This is a genomic window from Pseudomonas sp. FW305-E2 (assembly GCF_058782925.1).
The window spans coordinates 15,480-38,286 of the sequence record NZ_JBYSYE010000023.1 but is presented as its reverse complement, the minus strand read 5'-3'; the positions used below and the strand labels follow the sequence as shown (position 1 = coordinate 38,286).

Annotated in this window: 18 protein-coding genes and 1 tRNA gene; 5 read left to right on the top strand and 14 right to left on the bottom strand. The window is 62.5% G+C overall.

Annotation, left to right across the window (positions count from 1 at the left end):
* Positions 1 to 189: 189 nt before the first annotated feature.
* Positions 190 to 1,473 carry a GGDEF domain-containing protein gene (locus tag AC3WLP_RS17415; protein WP_014755114.1) on the top strand — a complete coding sequence of 428 codons (1,284 nt, stop codon included), beginning with the start codon at positions 190 to 192 and terminating at the stop codon, positions 1,471 to 1,473.
* 124 nt (positions 1,474 to 1,597) lie between these two features.
* Positions 1,598 to 3,376, top strand: a complete 1,779-nt coding sequence (locus AC3WLP_RS17410; RefSeq protein ID WP_003255600.1) for an acyl-CoA dehydrogenase C-terminal domain-containing protein — start codon at positions 1,598 to 1,600, stop codon at positions 3,374 to 3,376.
* A 363-nt stretch (positions 3,377 to 3,739) separates the two neighbouring features.
* Here AC3WLP_RS17410 and AC3WLP_RS17405 read toward each other — a convergent pair whose 3' ends face one another.
* Positions 3,740 to 4,663 (bottom strand): LysR family transcriptional regulator, encoded by a 924-nt coding sequence (locus AC3WLP_RS17405; RefSeq protein WP_003255599.1) that lies wholly within the window; start codon positions 4,661 to 4,663, stop codon positions 3,740 to 3,742.
* 211 nt (positions 4,664 to 4,874) lie between these two features.
* On the opposite strand from AC3WLP_RS17405, the gene AC3WLP_RS17400 reads away from it, so the two are divergent.
* Both AC3WLP_RS17400 and AC3WLP_RS17395 read left to right on the top strand, forming a co-directional pair.
* Positions 4,875 to 6,155, top strand: a complete 1,281-nt coding sequence (locus AC3WLP_RS17400; RefSeq protein WP_011953286.1) for an aspartate aminotransferase family protein — start codon at positions 4,875 to 4,877, stop codon at positions 6,153 to 6,155.
* A 147-nt stretch (positions 6,156 to 6,302) separates the two neighbouring features.
* Positions 6,303 to 6,461: a YqaE/Pmp3 family membrane protein gene (locus AC3WLP_RS17395; RefSeq protein WP_009681539.1), complete on the top strand. Its 159-nt coding sequence runs from the start codon at positions 6,303 to 6,305 to the stop codon at positions 6,459 to 6,461.
* A gap of 63 nt (positions 6,462 to 6,524) precedes the next feature.
* On the opposite strand, the gene AC3WLP_RS17390 is transcribed toward AC3WLP_RS17395, so the two are convergent.
* From AC3WLP_RS17390 to AC3WLP_RS17345, 10 genes are all read right to left on the bottom strand, one after another.
* A complete protein-coding gene (locus tag AC3WLP_RS17390; RefSeq protein WP_011953287.1) occupies positions 6,525 to 8,348 on the bottom strand; it encodes a S9 family peptidase in 1,824 nt (607 codons plus the stop codon).
* Positions 8,314 to 9,474 carry a pyrroloquinoline quinone biosynthesis protein PqqE gene (gene pqqE, locus AC3WLP_RS17385; protein WP_017148053.1) on the bottom strand — a complete coding sequence of 387 codons (1,161 nt, stop codon included), beginning with the start codon at positions 9,472 to 9,474 and terminating at the stop codon, positions 8,314 to 8,316. The genes AC3WLP_RS17390 and pqqE overlap by 35 nt, the downstream gene beginning before the upstream one ends.
* Entirely contained in the window at positions 9,446 to 9,721 is a 276-nt protein-coding gene (gene pqqD, locus AC3WLP_RS17380) for a pyrroloquinoline quinone biosynthesis peptide chaperone PqqD (protein WP_003255595.1), read from the bottom strand. The genes pqqE and pqqD overlap by 29 nt, the downstream gene beginning before the upstream one ends.
* Positions 9,718 to 10,473, bottom strand: coding sequence for a pyrroloquinoline-quinone synthase PqqC (pqqC, locus tag AC3WLP_RS17375; RefSeq protein WP_003255592.1), 756 nt, complete (start codon positions 10,471 to 10,473; stop codon positions 9,718 to 9,720). Before pqqC ends, pqqD begins: the two co-directional genes overlap by 4 nt.
* A gap of 162 nt (positions 10,474 to 10,635) precedes the next feature.
* The gene (gene pqqB, locus AC3WLP_RS17370) at positions 10,636 to 11,547 is read right to left on the bottom strand and encodes a pyrroloquinoline quinone biosynthesis protein PqqB (RefSeq protein ID WP_003255590.1); all 912 of its coding nucleotides are present in this window, start codon (positions 11,545 to 11,547) and stop codon (positions 10,636 to 10,638) included.
* 78 nt (positions 11,548 to 11,625) lie between these two features.
* Positions 11,626 to 11,697 carry a pyrroloquinoline quinone precursor peptide PqqA gene (gene pqqA, locus AC3WLP_RS17365; RefSeq protein WP_003243383.1) on the bottom strand — a complete coding sequence of 24 codons (72 nt, stop codon included), beginning with the start codon at positions 11,695 to 11,697 and terminating at the stop codon, positions 11,626 to 11,628.
* A 159-nt stretch (positions 11,698 to 11,856) separates the two neighbouring features.
* On the bottom strand, positions 11,857 to 14,157 hold the full coding sequence (gene pqqF, locus AC3WLP_RS17360) for a pyrroloquinoline quinone biosynthesis protein PqqF (protein ID WP_088513526.1): 2,301 nt from the start codon (positions 14,155 to 14,157) through the stop codon (positions 11,857 to 11,859).
* A 140-nt stretch (positions 14,158 to 14,297) separates the two neighbouring features.
* On the bottom strand, positions 14,298 to 15,092 hold the full coding sequence (locus AC3WLP_RS17355) for a carbon-nitrogen hydrolase family protein (protein WP_003255587.1): 795 nt from the start codon (positions 15,090 to 15,092) through the stop codon (positions 14,298 to 14,300).
* A gap of 14 nt (positions 15,093 to 15,106) precedes the next feature.
* Positions 15,107 to 16,789 carry a flavin monoamine oxidase family protein gene (locus tag AC3WLP_RS17350; protein ID WP_088513525.1) on the bottom strand — a complete coding sequence of 561 codons (1,683 nt, stop codon included), beginning with the start codon at positions 16,787 to 16,789 and terminating at the stop codon, positions 15,107 to 15,109.
* Between the two features lie 339 nt (positions 16,790 to 17,128).
* A complete protein-coding gene (locus tag AC3WLP_RS17345; protein ID WP_003255583.1) occupies positions 17,129 to 17,590 on the bottom strand; it encodes an Lrp/AsnC family transcriptional regulator in 462 nt (153 codons plus the stop codon).
* 187 nt (positions 17,591 to 17,777) lie between these two features.
* Between AC3WLP_RS17345 and AC3WLP_RS17340 the strand changes: the two genes are divergently transcribed.
* On the top strand, positions 17,778 to 18,332 hold the full coding sequence (locus AC3WLP_RS17340; protein WP_088513524.1) for a serine acetyltransferase: 555 nt from the start codon (positions 17,778 to 17,780) through the stop codon (positions 18,330 to 18,332).
* 308 nt (positions 18,333 to 18,640) lie between these two features.
* Here the strand turns inward: AC3WLP_RS17340 and AC3WLP_RS17335 are convergent, their stop codons facing one another.
* The 3 genes from AC3WLP_RS17335 to AC3WLP_RS17325 all read right to left on the bottom strand — a co-directional run bounded on the left by AC3WLP_RS17335 (position 18,641) and on the right by AC3WLP_RS17325 (position 22,695).
* Positions 18,641 to 18,799, bottom strand: a complete 159-nt coding sequence (locus AC3WLP_RS17335) for a hypothetical protein (protein WP_004576185.1) — start codon at positions 18,797 to 18,799, stop codon at positions 18,641 to 18,643.
* Positions 18,800 to 18,858: 59 nt separating this feature from the next.
* A tRNA-Ile gene (locus tag AC3WLP_RS17330) sits at positions 18,859 to 18,935 on the bottom strand.
* Positions 18,936 to 18,951: 16 nt separating this feature from the next.
* Complete coding sequence (locus AC3WLP_RS17325) at positions 18,952 to 22,695, bottom strand: bifunctional diguanylate cyclase/phosphodiesterase (protein WP_011953300.1); 3,744 nt, start codon at positions 22,693 to 22,695, stop codon at positions 18,952 to 18,954.
* Positions 22,696 to 22,807 lie beyond the last annotated feature (112 nt).

The following is a 22,807-nucleotide window of genomic DNA, read 5'->3' as shown; positions in this document are numbered from 1 at the left end:
CTGCTGGCCAATCTCCATCAGCCGTTCACCGTTGCCGGCGCTACCGTATTCGCGGGTAAACCCGCTCCTACAAGGCTCGCGTGGCGGCCGGAAGTTCGTTCATCCAACCGCAAATTCAACTGTTCCAGTGCACTGCCGATGAAGTGAGGGCACAATGCCATTATTGATCTGCCGGGTTGGAGATTACCCTTGTTTCGTTTTAATGCTGTTCGCGCAAGCCACTTCCTGCCGTCGCTGTTCTTGTTGCTGGCAGGGCTCGCCGCAGCCTATGTGAGAGACCTCAGCGTCTTTTTCACATCGCTGTTCAATGTCCTGCCTACCTTGGTTCTACTGCTGGGCGGCGCCTACTGTGCGGTTTATCGCCGCCAGCGTGAGCTGTTCCTGATGCTGACGGTGTACATCGCCTACTTCCTGCTCGATACCCAGACCGACTTCTACCGTGACCATGGCCGCGTGCGTGAGGACGCCGCGGTGATCTTCCACCTGGTCTGCCTGTTGCTGCCGGCGCTGTTCGGGCTGTACGGCGCCTGGCAGGAGCGCACGCACCTGCTGCAGGACCTGGTCGCCCGCGGTGCCGTATTGTTTGCCGTGGGCAGTGTGGCGGTGGCCCTCCAGCAAAGCTACCCCGAGGCGTTGCTGACCTGGTTGGCGGAGATCCGCTGGCCGGCTTTGCATGGCCACTGGATGAGCCTGATCCAGATGGTCTACCCACTGTTCCTGGGTGTGTTCATTCTGCTGGTGGTGCAGTACCTGCGTGCACCCCGGCCGCTGCACGCTGCGCAGTTGATCGGCCTGCTGGGCATTTTCTGGATGCTGCCGCAAACCTTCATCCTGCCGTTTACCTTGAACATCATGTGCAGCCAGGTAATGTTGATGATCGCCGCAGCCGTGGCGCACGAGGCTTATCAGATGGCCTTCCGTGACGAGCTGACTGGCCTGCCGGGGCGTCGTGCGCTGAACGAGCGCATGCAGCGCCTGGGGCGTAACTATGTGATCGCCATGACCGATGTCGACCACTTCAAGAAATTCAACGACACCCACGGCCACGATGTCGGTGACCAGGTGCTGCGGTTGGTCGCCAGCCGCTTGTCCAAGGTCACCGGCGGTGGCCGCGCCTACCGTTATGGCGGGGAAGAGTTCGCCTTGGTGTTCGCCGGCAAGACTGCCGCGGAATGCGTGCCGCATGTGGAGGCCGTGCGTGAAGTGATCGCCAATTACGTGATGCACCTGCGCGATCAGCACAACCGCCCGCAGGACGATACCGCCGGGCGCCAGCGCCGGGCGGGCAGCGCCGGCGGCACGGTCTCGGTCACCATCAGTATCGGCGTGGCCGAGCGCCAGGCCGATCATCGCAACCCCGAGGCGGTGCTGAAATCCGCCGACCAGGCGCTTTACAGTGCCAAAGGCGCGGGGCGAAATTGTGTCATGGTGCATGGGCGACAATCACTGCGGGGGGCAGTGCGCACGGCGTGACCAGGCGAGACTATACAGTCGGTTGATGACCCTATGTCTCGCAAAAGTTGTTCGGTTACACTGCCAGTAACCCCAGTGTCGCGGTTCCCCGAGACCGCCCCGACCCGACTAGCGAGAGGTTGTCATGGCTGACTATAAAGCGCCCCTGCGCGACATGCGCTTCGTACTGAATGAAGTCTTCAACGTGGCCGAGCAGTGGACGCAGTTGCCCGGGCTGGCCGAGGTTGTCGATGCCGACACGGCCATGGCCGTGCTGGAAGAAGCCGGCAAGGTCACCGCCAAGACCATTGCGCCGCTCAGCCGCGCCGCCGACGAAGAGGGCTGCCACTGGGACAACGGCGCGGTGCGGACCCCAGCCGGTTTCATTGAAGCCTACAACACCTACGCCGAAGGCGGCTGGGTGGGCGTGGGCGGCGACCCGCTGTTCGGCGGTATGGGCATGCCCAAGGCCATCTCGGCCCAGGTCGAGGAAATGGTCAACGCGTCCAGCCTGGCTTTCGGCCTGTACCCGATGCTGACGGCCGGCGCCTGTCTGTCGATCAACGCCCACGCCAGCGAGGCCTTGAAGGAAAAATACCTTCCGAACATGTATGCCGGCGTTTGGGCCGGCTCCATGTGCCTGACCGAGCCGCATGCCGGTACTGACCTGGGCATCATCCGCACCAAGGCCGAGCCCCAGGCGGATGGCAGCTACAAGGTCAGCGGTACCAAGATTTTCATCACGGGTGGCGAACACGACCTGACCGAGAACATCATCCATCTGGTGCTGGCCAAGTTGCCGGATGCACCGGCGGGGCCGAAAGGTATTTCGCTGTTCTTGGTGCCGAAATTCCTGGTCAATGAAGACGGTAGCCTCGGCGCGCGGAACCCGGCCACTTGCGGCTCGATCGAGCACAAAATGGGCATCCAGGCCTCGGCTACCTGTGTGATGAACTTCGACGAAGCTGTCGGCTACATCGTCGGTGAGCCGAACAAAGGCCTGGCGGCCATGTTCACCATGATGAACTACGAGCGCCTGGGCGTTGGCATTCAAGGCCTGGCGTCGGCCGAGCGCTCCTACCAGAACGCCGTGGAGTACGCCCGCGATCGCCTGCAAAGCCGTGCCCCGGCCGGCCCACAAGCCAAGGACAAGGCTGCCGACCCGATCATCGTCCACCCGGACGTGCGTCGCATGCTGTTGACCATGAAGGCGCTGATCGAAGGTGGCCGCGCATTCTCCACTTATGTGGCCATGCAACTGGACAGTGCCAAGTACAGCGAAGACGCCAGCGTGCGCAAACGCAGCGAAGAGCTGGTGGCACTGCTGACGCCGGTGGCGAAGGCCTTCCTCACCGACCTGGGCCTGGAGTGCGCAGTGCACGGCCAGCAGGTATTTGGCGGGCATGGTTACATTCGTGAGTGGGGGCAGGAGCAGTTGGTGCGCGACGTGCGCATTACCCAGATCTACGAAGGTACCAATGGCATCCAGGCCCTAGACCTGATGGGGCGTAAAGTGGTGGCCAGCGGCGGGGCATACTACAAGCTGTTCTCTGACGAGATTCGTCAGTTCATTACCGGTGCAGGCAGCGAACTGGACGAATTCGCCAAGCCACTGGGCGCTTCGCTCGATCAGCTCGACGGGTTGACCGAGTGGGTACTGCAGCAGGCCAAGGGCAACCCGAATGAAATTGGCGCGGCTTCGGTCGAGTACCTGCATGCCTTTGGCTATGTTGCCTATGGCTACATGTGGGCACTGATGGCGCGGGCGGCCCAGGCGGGCGAGGGGGATGCGCCGTTCTATTCGGGCAAGCTGGGCACGGCGCGGTTCTACTTCGCGCGGTTGCTGCCACGGGTGGATTCGCTGGTGGCTTCGGTGAAGGCGGGAAGTGAATCGCTGTACCTGCTGGATGCCGAGCAGTTCTGATCGATTTCTGGGGCTGCTGCGCAGCCCAATCGCGACGCAAGGCCGCTCCCACAGGTATTGCCTAAGTTTGGATAGGTGGGGCCTTGCGTCGCGATTGGGCCGCAAAGCGGCCTCAGCCATCGCATATCTGTGAATGAACTCCCTGTGTAAGCTTTTTCCTACACGACGCGGTGACTTTTCACCACTGTTCTAAGATTGGATCCACTGTTAATCTTTACCACATGGACGTTGCGCAGGAAGCGCATAGGACAGATCAAGGATGACGACGAAGGACCACCTGCCAGGATGGCGGGGCGATACGGATGTCACAGGGAAACAGTCTGGAAAACCCCGCTTCGGCGGGGTTTTCTTTATGTGCGTGTTTTAGGCCAGCACATCCAGCGGTGATGCCCCCAGCAGGCGGGCGTCCGTCTCTTCCTCAAGCAATGTGCGCAGCAGCTCTACAGAGGCCTGCTGGCGCTGGGCATCGCGAAATACCAGGCCAACCTTCAATGGCACGCGCGGCTCGCTCAACGGCTTCCACAGCAGCCCCTGATCATCTTCGGCGGCCTCCTTGGCGCGCCCCGGCAGAATGGTAGCCAGCGCCGTGTGCGCGAGGCTATCGAGAATCCCTGCCATATTGTTCATCTCTGCCTGCACCTGCGGCCGTCGGCCTTGGCTGGCCAGCTGCGCCTGCCAGATCTGACGGATCTGGAACTCTTCGCCCAGCATCAGCATGGGCAATTCGGCGGCCTGACGGATGGACACCTTCTTGAAGTCCTTCAGCGGGTGGGTATCGGGTATGACCAGTTGCAGCTCATCTTCGTACAACAGCAGGCCATGCAGCCCTGGCTGGCGCGGCGGCAAGTAGCTGATGCCGATGTCCAGGTTGCCATTGAGCAGGCGCCGTTCGATCTCTAACCCTGACAACTCGTAAATCTGCACGACCAGGTGAGGTTGAGCCTTGCGCAGCCGTTCAAGCAGCTGCGGTATCAGGCTTGGCCGCACGGTCTGCAATACACCGATAGCCAAGGTGCGCAGCGACTGGCCCTTGAAGTTGCGCATAGCCTCGTGGGCACGCTGCAGGCCGTCGAGCAACGGCAGGGCATGGTTGTACAAGGTGTGGGCGGCCAGGGTCGGCAGCAAGCGTTTGTTGCTGCGCTCGAACAGGCTCAGGTCGAGGCTGTGCTCCAACTGGCGAATCTGCTGGGAAAGCGCCGGCTGTGACAGCGACAGGCGCTCGGCGGCACGGCCTACGTGGCCTTCTTCGTACACCGCGACGAAATAACGCAGTTGGCGGAAATCCATAAGCAACACTTATCGAAAATGCTGGAAAAACGAAATGGTCGAAAACCCTGCTGAAGCCTAGTCTATCGCCGTATTCCAAAGGGTTACAGCGATGATTCGGTCGATTGTTACCCCGGATGAAAAACACTTTTGATAGGAAAGGCAAAATATCGAGTGCCGGCACCAAGACCGCACCGTGGCTGCCCTTTACCGTGATTGGTTGGAGCCCTTGATGAACCTGTTCAACCTGCGCCGCTCGGCTCCTGCCGCCGCCGCCGAGCCCAAGCGTGCGCCGGTGATCGTGCCGCACGCGTCTGAGCTGTCGCCTGAGCGCCTGATGCCCGGCGCCGAACGTGCAGCGCAGGTATTCGTGCGTGGCCAGGGCTCATGGTTGTGGGACAACGAAGGGCATGCCTACCTGGACTTCACTCAGGGCGGTGCGGTCAACAGTTTGGGCCACAGCCCCAGCGTGCTGGTCAAAGCGTTGGGCAACCAGGCTCAGGCGTTGATCAACCCGGGCTCGGGCTTCCACAACCGTGGCCTGCTGGGGCTGGTCAACCGGCTGTGTCAGAGTACCGGCAGTGACCAGGCCTACCTGCTTAACAGCGGTGCCGAGGCCTGTGAAGGGGCGATCAAGCTGGCGCGTAAGTGGGGCCAACTGCACCGCAACGGCGCCTATCACATCATTACTGCCAGCCAAGCCTGCCATGGCCGTAGCCTCGGCGCGCTGTCCGCGTCCGACCCGTTGCCGTGCAATCGCTGCGAACCTGGCCTGCCGGGTTTCAGCAAGGTGCCGTTCAATGACCTCGCGGCGCTGCACGCTGAGGTGGATTCACGCACCGTGGCAATCATGCTCGAGCCGATACAGGGTGAGGCGGGCGTTATTCCCGCTACTCAGGAATACCTCAAGGGCGTGGAAACGCTCTGCCGCGAACTGGGCATCCTGCTGATCCTTGATGAGGTGCAGACCGGTATTGGTCGCTGTGGTGCGCTGCTGGCCGAGGAGCTCTATGGCGTGCGCGCCGACATCATCACCTTGGGCAAGGGCCTGGGGGGCGGCGTGCCGCTGGCCGCCTTGTTGGCAAGGGGCAAGGCATGCTGCGCCGAGCCTGGTGAGCTGGAAGGCAGCCATCACGGCAACGCGCTGATGTGCGCCGCCGGCCTGGCGGTGCTGGACAGCGTGCTGGAACCTGGCTTTTTAGCCCAGGTACAGGACAACGGTCGTCACCTGCGTGAAGGCCTGAGCCGCCTGACCGGGCGCTATGGTCAGGGTGAAGTGCGCGGTCACGGGCTGCTATGGGCCCTGCAACTGAAAGAAAACCTGGCCCGCGAACTGGTGGCTGCGGCCCTGCACGAAGGCCTGCTGCTCAACGCGCCGCAAGCGGATGTAGTGCGCTTTTCACCGGCGCTGACTGTGAGCAAAGGCAACATCGACGAAATGCTGCTGCGCCTGGCGCGCGCTTTCGCCCGCCTGCATGCCCAGCAGCAGGCCCGTCGCGAAGTGCCGGCGTAGCGGCCTGGCAAAGAATTCAACGAACCGTCTGGCGTTCCTGCGCATCGCCCCTGGCCTGTTTCATTCGGCCCGGGGCGTTTTTTTTTGCCTGTGGAACCTCTAAGGCGGGCAGCTAGTCTTTGATGTAACCCTTAAGGAGAGACTCGCATGGACTTTATCCGCATCATCATCGCCATCATTCTGCCGCCGCTGGGGGTGTTCCTGCAGGTCGGGTTTGGTGGGGCGTTCTGGCTTAATATCCTGCTGACCCTGCTGGGGTACATTCCGGGGATCGTGCATGCGGTGTATATCATCGCCAAGCGTTGATACAGGCAGAGATTGGCCCCTACAGGAGCAGCACAAGGTTGCTCCTGCTCGGGGCGTCTGGAACTATTGCGCCAACACCCGGCAATAAAATTTCCACTCTTCTTCCAAGGCATGCGCCAGGTTCTCCGCCTTGCGGAACCCGTGCCGCTCTCCCGCATAAAAGTGCCCTTCAGCGTCGATCCCGTTGGCCTGCAGCGCTGCCAGCATGGACCGCGTCTGTTCCGGCACCACCACTGCATCCAGCTCACCCTGGAAGAAAATCACCGGCACCTTGATGCGCTCTGCATGCAGCAGCGGCGTGCGCTGGCGATAGCGGTCAGCGTCCCGCTGCGGGTCGCCGATCAACCAGTCCAGATAATCACCCTCGAACTTGTGGGTGGCATGGCCGAGGGCTATCGGGTCGCTGACCCCGTACAGGCTGGCGCCGGCGCGAAACACGTCTTGGAACGCCAAAGCGCACAGGGTGGTGTAGCCCCCGGCGCTGCCGCCGCGGATGAACGCCTTGCGTTTGTCGACCACGCCCTGAGCTGCCAGGTATTCGACTACCGCGCAGGCATCGGCCACATCGCTCTCGCCCCAGCGCTGGTGCAGTGCCTGGCGGTATTCCCGACCATAGCCGGTGCTGCCCCGGTAGTTGAGGTCGGCCACGGCAAAGCCGCGCTGGGTCCAATACTGGATACGCGGGTCGAGCACGGGATAACAGGCTGAGGTTGGCCCGCCGTGGATGAACACCACCAGCGGTGCGGCGCCTTGCGGCTGCGCTGGCGGGTAGAAGAAACCATGGGCCTGCTCGCCGCCACTGTCGTAATGGATCGGCTGCGGCAGGCTGATTTGCCCTGCCGGCAGCATTTCGGCACCACCGGCCAGCACGCGTACTTCATGGTTGCTGCGGTCAATGGCAATGACTGCCGGGGGGCTGATGGGCGACGCGGCGATGGCATACAGGTGTTCGCTGTCCATGGCCAGGCTGCGAAAGCGTGTGTAGGCACTGGCGAAACGCTCCATACGGCCATCTTCACCACGCAGCCCCAATTGCCCGAAGCCGTCTTCGAACCAGCTGGCCAGGTAGCTTTGCGGGCCCAGTGCCAACCAGGTACAGGTGCCCAATTGCCAAGGCGCAGCAGCATGGTCTGCCGGTGCGGCAGGCAACGCCTGCCATTGGCCATCGACCTCACCCCAGGGTTGCCAGAAACCATTGCGGTCGGACAGGCAGTAGAGCCGACCTTCGGCATCGAAGCGTGGTTGTTGCAGCGATTCTTCTGCGGCGGCTACACATTGCGCCGACCCCCAGTGGCCGCTGGCATCGCGCGCGCGATACATCAGCCGGGTGACGGTCCAGGGCTGCGCCGGGCGGTCCCATTCGATCCACGCCAGGCGCTGGCCATCGGCACTGACAGCAGGCGAGGCATAGAAGTCGGCGCCCTCGGCGAGCACCTCGCGGCTGCTGTCACCCAAAGCGATCAGGCGGTGCTCTACTTGCTCGGCATGGCGCTCTTCGACGGCCAGTACCTGGCCGTCGTGCCACTGCACATCGCCATAGCGGCAGCTGACATCGTGAGTCAGCGCACGCGGTAGCGAATCGTCCAGCGGCTGGGTGTAGACCTGCTGGTCCTTTTCGTTGACGAACACCAGCCCGTCGCCACCCAGGCAGAAGCTGCCGCCGCCATACTCATAAACCCGGCTGCGTACGCTGAAACCGTCCGGGGTCAGGCAACGGGCCTGGTAGTGCAGCCAGTGCCAGATACGGCACGCTCCATCGGCCGGGCGGAATTCGTTCCAGAACAGCCCGTCGGCACTGACCTTGAGTTCAGCGAAGTCGGTGCCGGCGGCAACCGCCTGGGCCGCGCTGAACTCAGCCGCGGGCGATGACACGGGAGTTTCGATCATTGCGGAAGGTCATCTGTTCGATCGCGAGCTGGGCGGTTTCTGCCTCCTCGCGGGCCTTGAGGATGATGCCGTGCTCGGTCGATTTGGCGCACACCGGGTCTGCGTTGCTGGCATCGCCGGTCAGCATGAAGGCCTGGCAGCGACAGCCGCCGAAGTCCTTTTCTTTCTCGTCGCAGGAGCGGCAAGGTTCGCGCATCCACTCATAGCCACGGAAGCGGTTGAAACCGAACGACTCATACCAGATATGGTGCAAGTCGTGGTCGCGTACATTCGGAAACTGCACGGGCAGCTGGCGGGCGCCGTGGCAGGGCAAGGCGGTACCGTCCGGGGTGATGGTGAGGAACAGGTTGCCCCAACCGTTCATGCAGGCCTTGGGGCGCTCTTCGTAGTAGTCAGGGGTAACGAAAATCAGCTTGCACGGGTTGCCCTCGGCCTTGAGCTTGTCCCGGTATTCGTTGGTGATACGTTCTGCCCGCTCGAGCTGCGCGCGGGTTGGCAGCAGCCCAAGGCGGTTGAGGTGCGCCCAGCCATAGAACTGGCACGTGGCGAGTTCGACAAAGTCGGCCTCAAGGGCAATGCACAACTCGATGATGCGGTCGATCTTGTCGATGTTGTGCCGATGGGTGACGAAGTTGAGCACCATCGGGTAGCCATGGGCTTTTACCGCGCGGGCCATTTCCAGCTTCTGTGCAAAAGCCTTTTTCGAGCCGGCCAGCAGGTTGTTCACCTGCTCGTCGCTGGCCTGGAAGCTGATCTGGATATGGTCCAGGCCAGCCTTTTTGAAGTCGGCGATGCGCGCCTCGTTCAGCCCAATGCCCGAGGTGATCAGGTTGGTGTAGTAACCCAGGCGGCGGGCCTCTGCGATCAGCTGGGCAAGGTCCTGGCGTACCAGCGGTTCACCGCCGGAAAAGCCGATTTGTGCGGCACCCATTTCCCGCGCTTCAGCCATGACCTTGAACCACTGTTCGGTGCTCAGCTCCTGGCCCTGGGCGGCGAAGTCCAGCGGGTTGGAGCAATACGGGCACTGCAGCGGGCAGCGGTAGGTCAGCTCGGCCAGCAGCCACAGCGGCAGGCCGACCTCGGGCGTAGGTGGCAACTCAGGCGAGGACGATCCAGTGTTCGGCACGGGCCACCTCCATGAACTGCTCGATGTCATCGGCCACTTCCGGGACATCGGGGAATTGCTGTTCGAGTTCGCTGATGATGGCTGCCACGTCACGCTGGCCGTCGATCAGGCCACCGATCAGGCTCGCGCTGTCGTTGAGCTTGATCATGCCTTCGGGGTACAGCAACACATGGCCCTTTTGCGCCGGCTCGTACTGGAAGCGGTAGCCGGGGCGCCAGTTCGGCACTTGGTTACGGTCGAAACTCATAGGGTGATTCCCTTGTGCCACACCCGTTCCTGGGTGACGGAGTGATAGGGTGGGCGGTTCAGTTCGTAGGCCATGCTCATGGCATCGAGCATACTCCAGAGGATATCCAGCTTGAACTGCAGTATCTCCAGCATACGCTCCTGGCCCGCACGGGTGGTGTAGTGCTGCAGGGTAATCGCCAGGCCGTGTTCCACATCGCGTCGAGCCTGGCCCAGGCGGGTACGGAAATACTCATAGCCGGCGGGGTCGATCCACGGGTAGTGCTGCGGCCAGCTGTCCAGGCGTGACTGGTGGATTTGCGGGGCGAACAGCTCGGTCAGCGAACTGCTGGCGGCTTCCTGCCAGCTGGCGCGGCGGGCAAAGTTGACGTAGGCGTCCACGGCAAAGCGCACGCCAGGCAATACCAGTTCTTGCGAGCGCAATTGGTCCGGGTCCAGCCCGACAGCCTGGCCCAGGCGCAGCCAGGCTTCGATGCCGCCATCCTCGCCGGGAGCACCATCGTGGTCGAGCAGGCGCTGGATCCACTCGCGGCGCACTTCGCGGTCCGGGCAGTTGGCCAGGATCGCGGCATCTTTCATCGGGATGTTGACCTGGTAGTAGAAGCGGTTGGCTACCCAGCCCTGGATCTGCTCGCGGGTGGCGCGCCCCTGGTACATCGCCACGTGGTACGGGTGATGGATGTGGTAATAGGCGCCCTTGGCGCGCAGGGCCTGCTCGAATTCGGCAGGGGACATTGGCAGTGCGTCGCTCATTCGGCTGGCTCCTGTAGAACGATTATCTGGCCTGGCACATCCCTCTCCCTTGTGGGAGCGGGCGTGCCCGCGAACACCGGCGAAGCTGGTGCCATGGACCGTGTTGGCTTTTTCGCGGGCATGCCCGCTCCCACAGGGTCTGGTGTCGCCTCACAGACTGTTTTACAACGCGATGCTCATGCCATCGAAGGCAACTTCGACGCCTCGGCGCAGGACTTCGGCGCGCTCGGGTGAGTCTTCGTCGAGAATCGGGTTGGTGTTGTTGATGTGGATAAGTACCTTGCGCTGGCGCGGGAAGCCGTCGAGCACTTCCAGCATGCCGCCAGGGCCGTTCTGGGCCAGGTGACCCATCTCGCGGCCAGTGCGGGTGCCCACGCCACGGCGCTGCATTTCGTCGTCTTCCCACAGGGTGCCGTCGACCAGCAGGCAGTCGGCACCGTGCATCATCGCCAGCAGCTTTTCGTCTACCTGGCCCAGGCCCGGGGCGTAGAACAGCTTGCCGCCGGTGCGGGTGTCTTCGACCATCAAACCCAGGTTATCGCCCGGGTGCGGGTCGAAGCGGTGCGGGGAGTAGGGCGGCGCGGCGCTGCGCAGGGGGAAGGGGGTGAACTTGAGGTTGGGGCAGGCGTCGATCACGAAGCTGCCTTCCAGCTCGATACGGTTCCACTGCAAGCCACCGTTCCAGTGGCTGAGCATGTTGAACAGCGGGAAACCGGTGGTCAGGTCCTGGTGGACCATGTCCGTGCACCACACCTGATGCGGGCAGCCTTCGCGCAGGCTGAGCAGGCCGGTGGTGTGGTCGATCTGGCTGTCCAGCAGGACGATGGCGTTGATACCGGTGTCGCGCAGTGCCCGGGCCGGCTGCATCGGCGCAAAGGCCTGCAGTTGGGCGCGGATGTCGGGCGAGGCATTGCACAATATCCAGTGCACACCGTCGTCGGACAGGGCGATGGATGACTGGGTGCGCGCCGTGGCTTTCAGGGTGCCATCACGGTACCCCTTGCAGTTGACGCAGTTGCAGTTCCACTGCGGGAACCCGCCACCGGCGGCGGAGCCGAGAACCTGGATGTACATGGCCACTCTCTATGCAGAAACCGGATCTGAAAAACGAAAACGCCCCGGCAGGCCGAGGCGTGAAACCCTAAGCCCGGCTTAGCGGTTAGCGAAGTACATGGTGACTTCGAAGCCGATACGCAGGTCAGTGTATGCAGGTTTGGTCCACATGGAATTACTCCTTCCGAATGAGGGTTGGGTTGTTCAGCTACTACTTGGGTACCGCCATGCGTTGGCAGTTCCGTGAAAACGGGATTGCGCTATCTTACAAGAAAAATTTGAACCGGAAGGTTAATTATTCGAGAAGCGCCGTTGCAGTTCGCGTAATAATCAGCGATTTTCACCCTGCCAGGAAGTGTCTGGCGCGGCAGCGTTGGCCAAACATAGCCAAGCGGAACCTGAGTCGAGCAGGTCGCTCAGCAGGTGGTCCAGATCCGTCTGCCGCGTAGTCAGGATAGACCTGCGCAGTACATCCAGCCTATCGGCTTGTGTGCCCAAGTGTGTCTGCCACGCCCATTCGGCGACATCGGCATTGGCCATGGCGGGTTCGTCGAATTGCCCGGCCAACGCCTGGCGAGCGGCCGGGTCAAGGGTGACGCCATGGCGCAGCAGGCTGAGCAAGTGGTCGAGCACCTGTGCCTGACCGGTGTTGGGGGACTGCACACCGAACAGCAGCCCACCGACCCCCTCGACCTGACGAAAGGCGCTGAACACCGCGTAGCCGAGTTGCAAGTCTACCCGCAGGCGCTGGTAAACCGGCCCTTGCAGCAATTGGGCTAACAGGCGGCCTGCGGCCTCTTTTGCCGCCGGCAACGGGCAGAAGAGCAGCAGGGCATGTTCGCTGCCTTGCACGTGGGCATGCTGCCAGCGGTGGTTGGCCCATGATGGCAGGGGCCCCGGCCGCGAGCCTTGCCCAGGGCACTGCAACAGCGCGGCGCCCAAGGCGTTTAGCGCGGTATCCTCGAAACCTGCAGCCATGCCATGCCACTCGGTGTGCAGCCACAGGCTGTCGAGCTGCTGCTGGGTCAGCGTGCAGGCAGGCACCGCTGCGGGCAGGCTACCCCGTACCGCGTCTGGCAGTTGCTTGAGCAGTGCCCTGATGGGGATCAGGGCCGGGGGCTGCGCCGTGTCGGGCAGCCAGCAACGGGCAGGTGGCTTGAGCATCAAGGCCAAGGCTTGTTCCACTGCCCGCAGCACTGCTGCTGGCAGGCCGGCGCAGCGCAACTGCCAGTATTCTCCGGCGCTGCTGTACTGCAGTTGCACGCAGGCGCGGTCACAGCGTTCCTGCAGTGGTGCCAGTGCCAGTTCCAGCACACGCTGTAGCTGCTGGCGCAAAGGCGAAGGTACATACCAGCGCAGGTACAGCGCAGCGTATTGGCGCGCCGGCGGGAGCTGGTCACTGATCTTCAGCGCTGCCGGCAGCGGCTGCGCCTTGGCATGGGGCAGGTCAGCCTTCAGCAATGGGTCGACTGGTAAAAGCTGCCAATCGCCATGGTCGCCACCTGGCAGGCTTTCCAGCAGGGCGCCAAGCGCCTGCAACCCTTGGGCATCCAGCTTGGCGAACGGCTGGCCTGTGCTGTCCCGGCGGGCCAGCTCGAGCGCGCTGGCACTGTGCGCACGGCTGTGCTGCAACAGGCCGAATTGGTGGTTCAACTGTTCGCGGTCGGCCTGGCGGATGAACCTGAACCAACCTTGCAGCAGGGCGCTGGCTTCGTCCGGGCAAGCGTCGGCACTGAGCTTCAGGTCAAGGTGCCACAGCAGCTGACCGGCGAACGCATACAACCTTTCGGCCGTGAAACGTTGTAGCCAGCCACGCTCGCGAAGCGCGCCCAGCCAGGTACCTGGGCGGCTGTCCTCCAGGTAAGCGATCAGCAGTTCCAGGGCGTGCTCGGCACCGCTGGGGAGGCTTTGGTGCGTGAAGGTCAAAGCGCTAGCCATTGCTGGCAGTGGCGGCGGCAGCACTTGCGGCACGCGCTCACCTGCGGCGAACAGTTCGGCCTGCTGCCGGGCAAGGCGTTCAAGTTCATCCAGCGGCTGCGGACCGCAAAGGCTCAGGCAGATCTGGCCGCCTTGGTAGAAGCGTTGATGAAAGCCCGCAAGCGCTTGCTGGAAGGCCGCATCGTGCAAGGCCAGGGTGTATCGATTGCCAGCATGAAAAGCGCCCAGTGGATGCTTGGCTGACACTGACTGCAGCAAGGCGAACTGCTGTTGGGCCGATGGATTGCGCGACCAGGCGATGAATTCGGCATGGATCACTTCGCGTTCACGGCGTTGGCGTTCGATGCCCAGATCCGGTTCTGCCAGCATTTGGCACAGGCGCTCGAGACCGCCACCGAGCGTGTTGGGGGGCACCTCGAAGAAAAAGTCGGTGGCGCGTTCCCGGGTGCTGGCGTTGACCTGGCCGCCCAGGGCTTGCACGTAGCGCATCAGGCCGTCTTCCAGCGGGAAGCGCGGGGTACCGAGGAAGAACAGGTGTTCGAGGAAGTGCGCCAGACCGGGCCATTTGGCAGGCGCGTCGTGGCTGCCCGCGTGCACCCGCAGTGCGGCGGCCGAGCGCTTGAGGCGCGGGGCGTGGCGCAGGGTCAATTGCAAGCCGTTGGCGAGGGTGAGTTGGCGGATGGCGTCAGGCATGGGGGCTCCGGTGGCTGCTTTCCATGCTAACCGATTTGTTCGTAGGCCCGGCCTTTTCGCGGGTAGGGCGCCGGTATGAAAGGCAGCGCAGACCCCGTGGGAGCGGGCGTGCCCGCGAATGGGCCGCATAGCGGCCCTTGTCAGCCTTTACGCAGGTGCAGCTCCTGGCGCAAATCGGTCAGGTAGGGAAACGCCGTGCGCCCCTGCACCACCCGCTCATGTTCAAGCTCTGCCAACAACTGGCACTCATCCCGCCCGGCCATGGCCAGCAAGCTGCCATCCGGGCCGATGATGCTGCTCTGCCCGCAATACTCGATCTCGTCTTCCGCACCGCAGTAGTTGGCATATACCAGGTAGCACTGGTTTTCCTGTGCCCGCGCTCTCACGGTCACCTGGCAGGTAAAGTCGTACGGCGTCATGTTCGCCGTCGGCACCAGGATCAGCTCGGCGCCATCCAGCGCCAGGCGTCGGGCGTTCTCCGGGAACTCGATGTCGTAGCAGATCAGCAGGCCAACCTTCCAGCCTTCCAGTTCCACCACCGGGAAGTGGTCGGCACCTGGGCTGAACATCGAGCGGTCCAGTTCACCGAACAGGTGCGTCTTGCGGTAATTGCTCAGGCTGCGACCATGCGCATCGATCAACTGCACGCTGTTGTAGATCGCCCCGTCGTCGCCGCGCTCCGGGTAGCCATAGACAATGGCGATGCGGTGCGCCTGGGCGATCTCTACCACGGTCATGGCTGCCGGGCCATCGGCGGCCTCGGCCAGGCGCTCGACCTGGGCCAGGCCGATGTTGTAGCCGGTCAGGAACATCTCCGGGCACACCAGCAACTGTGCGCCGCGTTCGGCTGCCAGCTGCGCCTGGTGGCGCAGCCGTTGCAGGTTGCCGGGCACATCCAGTGGCTTGGGTGCGCCCTGGTACAGAGCGATGCGCATGGTGCCTCCTTGTCTCAATCCGCCAGGGCGATCGGGCCGATTTCGTTGAACACATCGCCCGGGCCCGGGTTGTCGGGGTGGGTGTGGCCACCAAAGTGGTTCATGATACCCCACACTGCATTCAGCGACGTCTGCACCGCGCCTTCAACCCAGGCGGGGGTCCATGACACGTCGTCACCGGCAATGAAGATACCGCGCTGCTCCGCCGGCATGTCCTGCTGCATGAAGTGCGCGTACATGCGCTGGTTGTAGCGGTAATGGCCCGGAAGCGCGCCTTTGAAGGCGCCGAGGAAGTACGGGTCGGCCTCCCAGGAAACCGTGATCGGGTCGCCGATGATGTGGCCGGCGATATCGGTCTTCGGGTAGATCTTCTTCAGCGCATCCAGGGCCAGTTGTACGCGTTTCTCCACCGGGTGCGGCAGCATTTTCAGCGCGTCGCTCATCCACGAGTATGACAGGCAGATCACCCCGGGCTTGTCGTTGCCGTTGTCGAACAGGTAAGTGCCGCGGGTGAGGCGATCGGTGAGGGTCATGCTCAGCAGGTCACGGCCGGTTTCCGGGTCCTTGTCCTTCCAGAACGGGCGGTCGACCATGACGAAGGTTTTCGACGACTGCATGTAGCGGGTACGGTCCAGGGCCATCCACATCTTTTGCGAGAACAGCGATTCTTCGCAGTCGATCTGGGTGGTCAGCAACCAGGTCTGGCAGGTGGCGAGTACTGCGCTGTAGTGGCGGGTATCGCCCCAGTTGTCGGTGACCGCCAAGCGGCCATCGGCGGCGCGGGCAATGCGCTTGACACCGGTACGCGGTGCGCCGCCATGCAGCGTGCTCAGGCTGGTGCCCTCTGGCCAATGCACGCAGCGTTCCGGTACGTGGCGCCAGATGCCTTGTGGCACTTGTTCCACGCCCCCGACCACCAGGTGCTGGTGGTCGTCGCAGTTGGTCATCACCACGCGGAAGATTTCCAGCATCGAGTTGGGGAAGTCCGAGTCCCAACCGCCGGTGCCGAAACCGACCTGGCCGAACACTTCGCGGTGCTGGAAGCTCAGCTTGGCAAAAGAGCGCGAGGTGGCGACGAAGTCATAGAAGGTGCGGTCGTCCCACAGCGGCACCAGCTTGTTCCAAAGTTCCTTCAGGCGCGGTACATCACGGTCGCGGATGGCCTGCTGGATATCGGCGAACTGCGCACCGCTCTCCAGCGCATCGGCCCAGGCGTCGGCTACCTCATGAAACAGTTGTGGCAGGTCGGTGGGCTTCTCGGCGTAGTAGGTCTGGCCTTCCAGGTCGATCACCGTGCTGCCCGAAGCCGGGGTCAGCGGGTTGGGGAAGGGCTTGGTTTCCAGGCCCAGCTTGTCGACGTAGTGGTAGAAGGCGGTGGACGACACCGGGAAGCGCATGCCACCCAGCTCGGCAACGATCCCGTCAGTGCCATTGAAGGCTTGCGAGCGCAGCCGGCCGCCCAGCTTGGAAGCCTCGTACACCACCGGCTTGAGGCCCAGCTTCATCAGCTCGTAGGCCGCTACCAGGCCGGCGATACCGGCACCGACAATGGCCACCTCTTCCCCATGGCGCTCAGCCGGAATGCTGCCCAGGCCTGCCGGGTGTTCCAGCCAGTCGTCGAAAGCAAAAGGGAAGTCCGGGCCGAAAATGGTGATCGGCTTCTTGCCGTCGGCGGGGTGGCGGTTCTTCTTTTTCATGAAATGACCTTGCCAGAGAGGCTGCGCGAGGAGCGGAGCCTGAGTATAGGAGATGCCCGGCTGTCATTTTAGGGAGTGAGGTGTTCGTTATTAAGGTGCAGAGTGTTGTCTGAATGTAGTTAGTTTCGTCGTAATGATTAAGCTTATGTTCATTAAGACGAGGCAGGCGGTCGAGGTAGTTCAAAAAACACCTTGGCCCTTTGTAGGAGCGGGTTCACCCGCGAATGCGTCGGTAGATTCTCTGCCCTATTCGCGGGTAAACCCGCTCCTACAACCGGCTCCTGCCGCGAAATCTAGAACTGACCCACGCCCGCTAACCCCACCCGAGCGCCAGTCCGTTCAAAGCGGCTGTCCACGGTCCACCTTGCTGCTGAGAATGATCGACGTGGTGGTTTTCTCCACCCCGTCGACACTGCCAATCTGGTCGAGCAACTGATCCAGCTGCTCGGGCGAGTCCGTACGCAGCCAGGCCACATAGTCGAATTCGCCGCTTACCGCACACAGCTGCTGCACCTGGCCCATGGCACTCAGGCGCCGCACCACGTCCTTGCCGGAGCGTGGCTGCACCTTGATCCCGACATACGCCTGCAACCCGCCGCCTATCACACTCTGGCCAAGGCGTACGCCATAGCCGGAGATAACCTTGTTTTTCTCCAGCCGCTCCAGGCGCGAATTGACGGTCGTGCGGGCGATGCCCAACTGGCGGGCGAGGGTGGCGACGCTTTCGCGGGCGTTGATCTGCAGCAGGGCGATCAGCTGGCGATCGATTTCATCCAGCGTAATGGAGCGGGAGTCCGACATGGCGAGTCTCTACGGTTGGCCCGCTAGCCTAGCCAGCCTGTGCCAATCAGGGCAAGGCCAGGTACAGTCGATCACCGTTGACGGCGTCGGCTTGGCACTTTGGGTTAGAACGGCCGCGCATGTCCGAAGGCTGCGTCTTCGGCATTAATTCGGCATGATGAAGTGCTAGTTCAACGGGAACCTCAGCGTGAACCTCGACCACCTGCTCGAATGCTGGCGACTGGAAGTCTCCAACAAGAAAAGGCCCGGACGCCCGATCAGCCTGCTGTTCAACGTGCTGCGCCGCGCACGCAAGGACAACAAACTGCGTTTCCTCTTCGCCTATCGCCTGGCCCAGTACCTCGACGCCCGCGGCGGCCTTGCCCGGCGTCACGCCCGGCGCATGCAACAGCGGCTCAACCTCAAGTATGGGGTGGACATCGACATCGGCGCCCAGATTGCCCCCGGCCTGCGCATCGCGCACCTGCCGGGGGTGGTGATTACCCGGTACGTCAGCATCGGGCGCAATTTCTTCATCCGGCAGAACTGCTCGATCGGCATCAAGACCCTGGGGTTGCAGAAGTACGCACTGCGCATTGGTGACAACGTGAGCATGGGCGCCAACAGTTGCATCGTTGCTGATCGCATCGACATTGGCGATGACGTGGTGATTGGCGCGATGTCGTTGGTTACGCGGGATATTCCGCCTGGCATGACCTTCTACAACCCACGGCAGGTCGAGATGCGTCCGGGAGGGGATTAACCAACAGCGGTACATTTGCGGACGTTGGCAGAGGGGGTGGTGGAGCAGGCTGGGAGGGTTCTTATGGGGTTGCCCATGGTTGATGGCCTCGCCCGATGGACTGGATCGTGCAGTGGTGCGGCCTTCTTCGTTTATCCCCAGGCGCCGCGCCAGTGATGAGCACGCCGAACGAATACGCAAAAGGCTTGAGGCAGTTGGCTCTGTAGCCAGCTTCTTGGCGTCCGTTGTCACGGGGCAGGCCCAGGTCATTCATAGGCTTGCTCATTTGTGAGCCGATTAGCGAGCATATTCGGCTCATTGTCTGATCCTCAAGCTAGGGTGTTTGGCTTGAAGTATCGATAGGGCACCTTTCCGCGATTATCGGCGTGCTGGGTGATCGGCTTCTTGGTGGGGCTGATTTCGCTGAGATGGTGTTTCAGCGCCACTTCCAAGGTCATGCGCTCGGCGCCGCTGCGCTGGATGTACACGCCCCGAACATTTATTTCTTGCGGGCATGAAAAAGCCGCGCAGTGCGCGGCTTCTAAGCTGGTGGGCCCACACGGACTCGAACCGTGGACCAAAGGATTATGAGTCCTCTGCTCTAACCAACTGAGCTATAGGCCCTCAGTAAGTGGGCGGATTATAACGAGGGTTTCGCACCTGTGCCATCTGAAAGATCCGATAGTGCTATGCGAAGAAACGCGGCCGCGAATTCCTCTGGCGGTAGCGGGAGGCTGACGATGTAGCCCTGGATCTGCTCGCAGCCCTCGGCTGCCAGAAAACGTTGCTGGGCCTGGTTCTCCACGCCTTCGGCAATGATGGTCAACTGCATGCTGCGGCCCAGGGCAATGATCGCCCGGGCAATGGCGGCGTCGTGTGGATCGTCGGGCAGGCCGCGGATGAACGACTTGTCGATCTTGAGGATGTCCAGCGGCAGGCGCTTCAGGTAGCTCAGCGAGGAATAGCCGGTGCCAAAGTCGTCGATGGCTAGCTGTACACCCAGTTTTTTCAGTTGGTACAGCACGGCCAAGGCCTCCTCTGCCTGGCTCATGATGAAGTTCTCGGTGATTTCCAGCTGCAGGTCACCGGCCCTCAGCTGGTAGTGCTTGAGCAGTTGTTCGATGCGCCGTGCCAGGTGTGGGTGGCGCAGCTGGGCGCCGGCAAGGTTGATCGACAGCGGGCCGAAGGGTTCGTAGTGCTGCTTCCAGGCCTGCATCTGCCGGCAGGCTTGCTCCAGTACCCAGTCGCCGAGCTGCAGGATGGTGCCATTTTCTTCCGCCAAGTGGATGAAGTGTTCCGGCGGTACCTCACCAAAGGTCGGGTGGCTCCAGCGGATCAGCGCTTCGGCACCCACCAGGCTCTGGGTCTTCAGGCTGAGCTTGGGCTGGAAGCACAGGCTCATTTCGTTGCGTTCGACGGCCCGGCGCAGCTCATGCTCCAGGGCGATGCGCTCGCTGGCCTGGGCGGTGAGGTCGCGGGTGTAGGCTTCGACGCGGTTGCGGCCTTTGGCTTTGGAGCGGTACATGGCGGCGTCGGCGTTGCGGATCAGTGTGGAGACGTCAGTGCCATCCTGTGGGTAAAGACTGATGCCGATGCTGGCGCTGGTGAAAAACTCATGCTCGCCGGCCTGGAACGGTGCGTTGAAGCAGGCCAGTAGTTTGTTGGCGATAGTGCTGGCGTCACTGGGCTTGTGCAAGCCGGGCAGCAGAATGATGAATTCGTCGCCACCCAGGCGGGCTACGGTGTCAACATCGCGTACCTGCTCTTTCAGGCGCTGGGCGATGCCCTTGAGCAGCAGGTCGCCGACCGGGTGGCCAAGGCTGTCGTTGATGTGCTTGAAGCGGTCGAGGTCCAGGAACAGCACTGCGCCTTGGCGGTTGGACACCTGCGCGCAGGTGAGTACGCCCTGCAGCCGGTTTTCGAACAAGGTGCGATTGGGCAGGCCGGTCAGCGGGTCGTGGTGGGCCTGATAGTCGAGTTTGGCCTGGGCATGCTTGATGCTGGAGATGTCTGCAAAAACCGCCACGAAGTGGGTGATCTCGCGGTCGCTGTTGCGCACGGCGCTGATGGTCAGCCAGCTTGGGTAAAGTTCGCCGTTCTTGCGCTTGTTGTAGATTTCGCCCTGCCAGTGGCCCTCGGCGGTAAGCTGGTGCCACATGGCCAGATAGAAAGCGCTGTCGTGCTGGCCAGAGGCGAGCAGGCGCGGGGTCTGGCCGAGGGCCTCGATCTCGCTGTAGCCGGTGATCTCGCTGAAGGCGCGGTTGACGGCACTGATGCGCTGGTCAATGTCGGTAATCAGCACCCCTTCGGCAGTGTTCTCGAACACCGTGGCGGCCAGCTGCAGTTTTTCTTGCATCAGGTGACGCTCGGTGATGTCGCGGGCGATGGTCAGCATGCAGTCGACGCCGGTAATCGGCAGGGGCCGGGCGGACAGCTCGCACAGTCGGATCTGCCCGTCGCTGCGGCGGATATGGCAGGTGAAGTCGCGCACGAAGCCGTCACGGTTGAGCTGGTCGACCAGGCGTTTGCGCTCGTTGAGGTCGACCCAGATACCCAGGTCCAGCGAGGTCTGGTCAATGGTTGGGTTGAGGTCGTAGCCGGTGAGGCGGCAGAAGCCTTCGTTCACCTCCAGCAGCAAACCGTCGCTCTGGCGCGACAGCAGCAGGCCGTCGGGCGAAGCGTGGAAGGCCTTTGCGAACTTTTCTTCAGAAGTTTGCAGCTGCTGCTGGGTCTCCTTGAGCTGGCTGATGTCGCGTACCGCCACTACCAGCGCGGGTGTGCCGTCCAGTTCGAAGGTTTCAGCCGAAGTCAGGCCGGTGAACAGTTGGCCGTTGCTGCGGCGGAAGCTCATTTCCAGGTTACGGATACCCCCTTGGTGCAACCTTTGAAGCAGGAGCGGGCCACTGCCCTCTACGCCCCACAGGTCAAGGTCGGTGGCAGTGCGGCCTATGACCTGGTCTGGGGGCAGTCCGATCTGCTCTTCGAAAGCCTCGTTCACCTCCAGCAGGCAGCCATCGCTGTGGCGAGCGATCAGCAAGATATCGGGGCACTGCTGGAATACCGAGGCGAACTTCTGTTCGGACAGACGCAGGGCATCCTCCGTGCGCTTGGTTTCGCTGATGTCGATCATCAGCCCGCGCATCACTGGCTGGTGGCCGTGCTCGATCATACTGACGATGTTGCGTATCCAAAGGGGCTGACCGTCAGCCCGGATCACCCGGTAGTCCAGGCTGTGGTCGCGCCCCGCTGCGGTCTCGCTGTCGCAGTAGGCCTGGGCCCAGAGCGCGTCCTCCGGGTGCAGGATACTGCGCCAGAAACCGGGCCTGAGCCAGTCACTCAATGGGTAGCCGAGCAGATCTTCGGCATGGGGTGAAACGTAGCTGTAGGTGAAGTCGTTGGCATCGGCTTCCCAGGCGATGGCTGACAGGCTCTCGACCAGGCCGCGGTAGTGGTACTCGCTGCTGCGCAGTTCTTGCTCAAGGGCGATGCGCCGGGAAATTTCCGAGCTGAGCCGGCGGTTGATGCGAATGACCACTGCCAGCACAGCCATCAGCAACAGCACCGTTGGCAGGCCATACACCAGCAGGTCGGACCAGAACATTCGCTGGTCGACCACATTGCCCACCCAGTGCTGCTGGATCTGGCTGATTTCGCTGCTGCTCATGTCGGCCATCACTTTGTCGAGAATGCCGACCAGCACGCTCTTGTCGCGGGGAACGGCCATCGCCAACTGGTAGCGGTAGGGCGTTTCGCCGCTGACGTAGAGGCCGTCGAGCTTGAGTTGGCGCAGGCTCCAGATACTGGAAGCGAGGTCGCCGACCACGGCATCCACTTGGTCGGTAGCCAGGGCTTGCAGCGTGGAGCTGACGTTTGGCAGGGCAACCAGGTTGAGGTCCGGGTGGTGGGTACGCAGCAACTCGTGCGGGGCGTAGTTCTCGACCACGGCAACTTTCAGGCCGTACAGGTCAGCCAGCTTGCGCGGTTGCGCGCCGCCTTTGTGCGCGAGGATGACAATGGGGAAGTCGAGGTACGGGCGAGTGAAAGCCAGGAAGCCTTGGCGTTCGGGGGTGGACATGATGCCGGGCAGCAGGTCGATACGGCTTTCCCGCGCCTGCGCCAGCACCTCGGTCCAGCTGCTGGGTTCGACCGGTTTGAACGTTACGCCCAGGCGCTGCTGGATCATGGCGATGTAGTCGGCGGCCAATCCCTGGTACCGGCCCTCCTGGTCGCGAAACTCGAACGGTGGCCAAGAGGCGTCTACACCCAGTTTCAGCTGCGGGTGGGCAGCCAGCCAGGCGTTCTCCTCATCTGTCAGGGTCAGGGCGCCGGCCGTTGTGTTCCACAAAATCAGGATCAGCAACAGAATGGCCGGCTTCAAGGACATGGCAGCCTCGCACTCAGGTGGTCTGCAGTCGAGTGTAGACGGGCATTGCTGCAGGTGTGCAACGGAAGGCGGGCTTTATGTCTCGGGCCACTAAAGAAAAACCCCGGCCTGG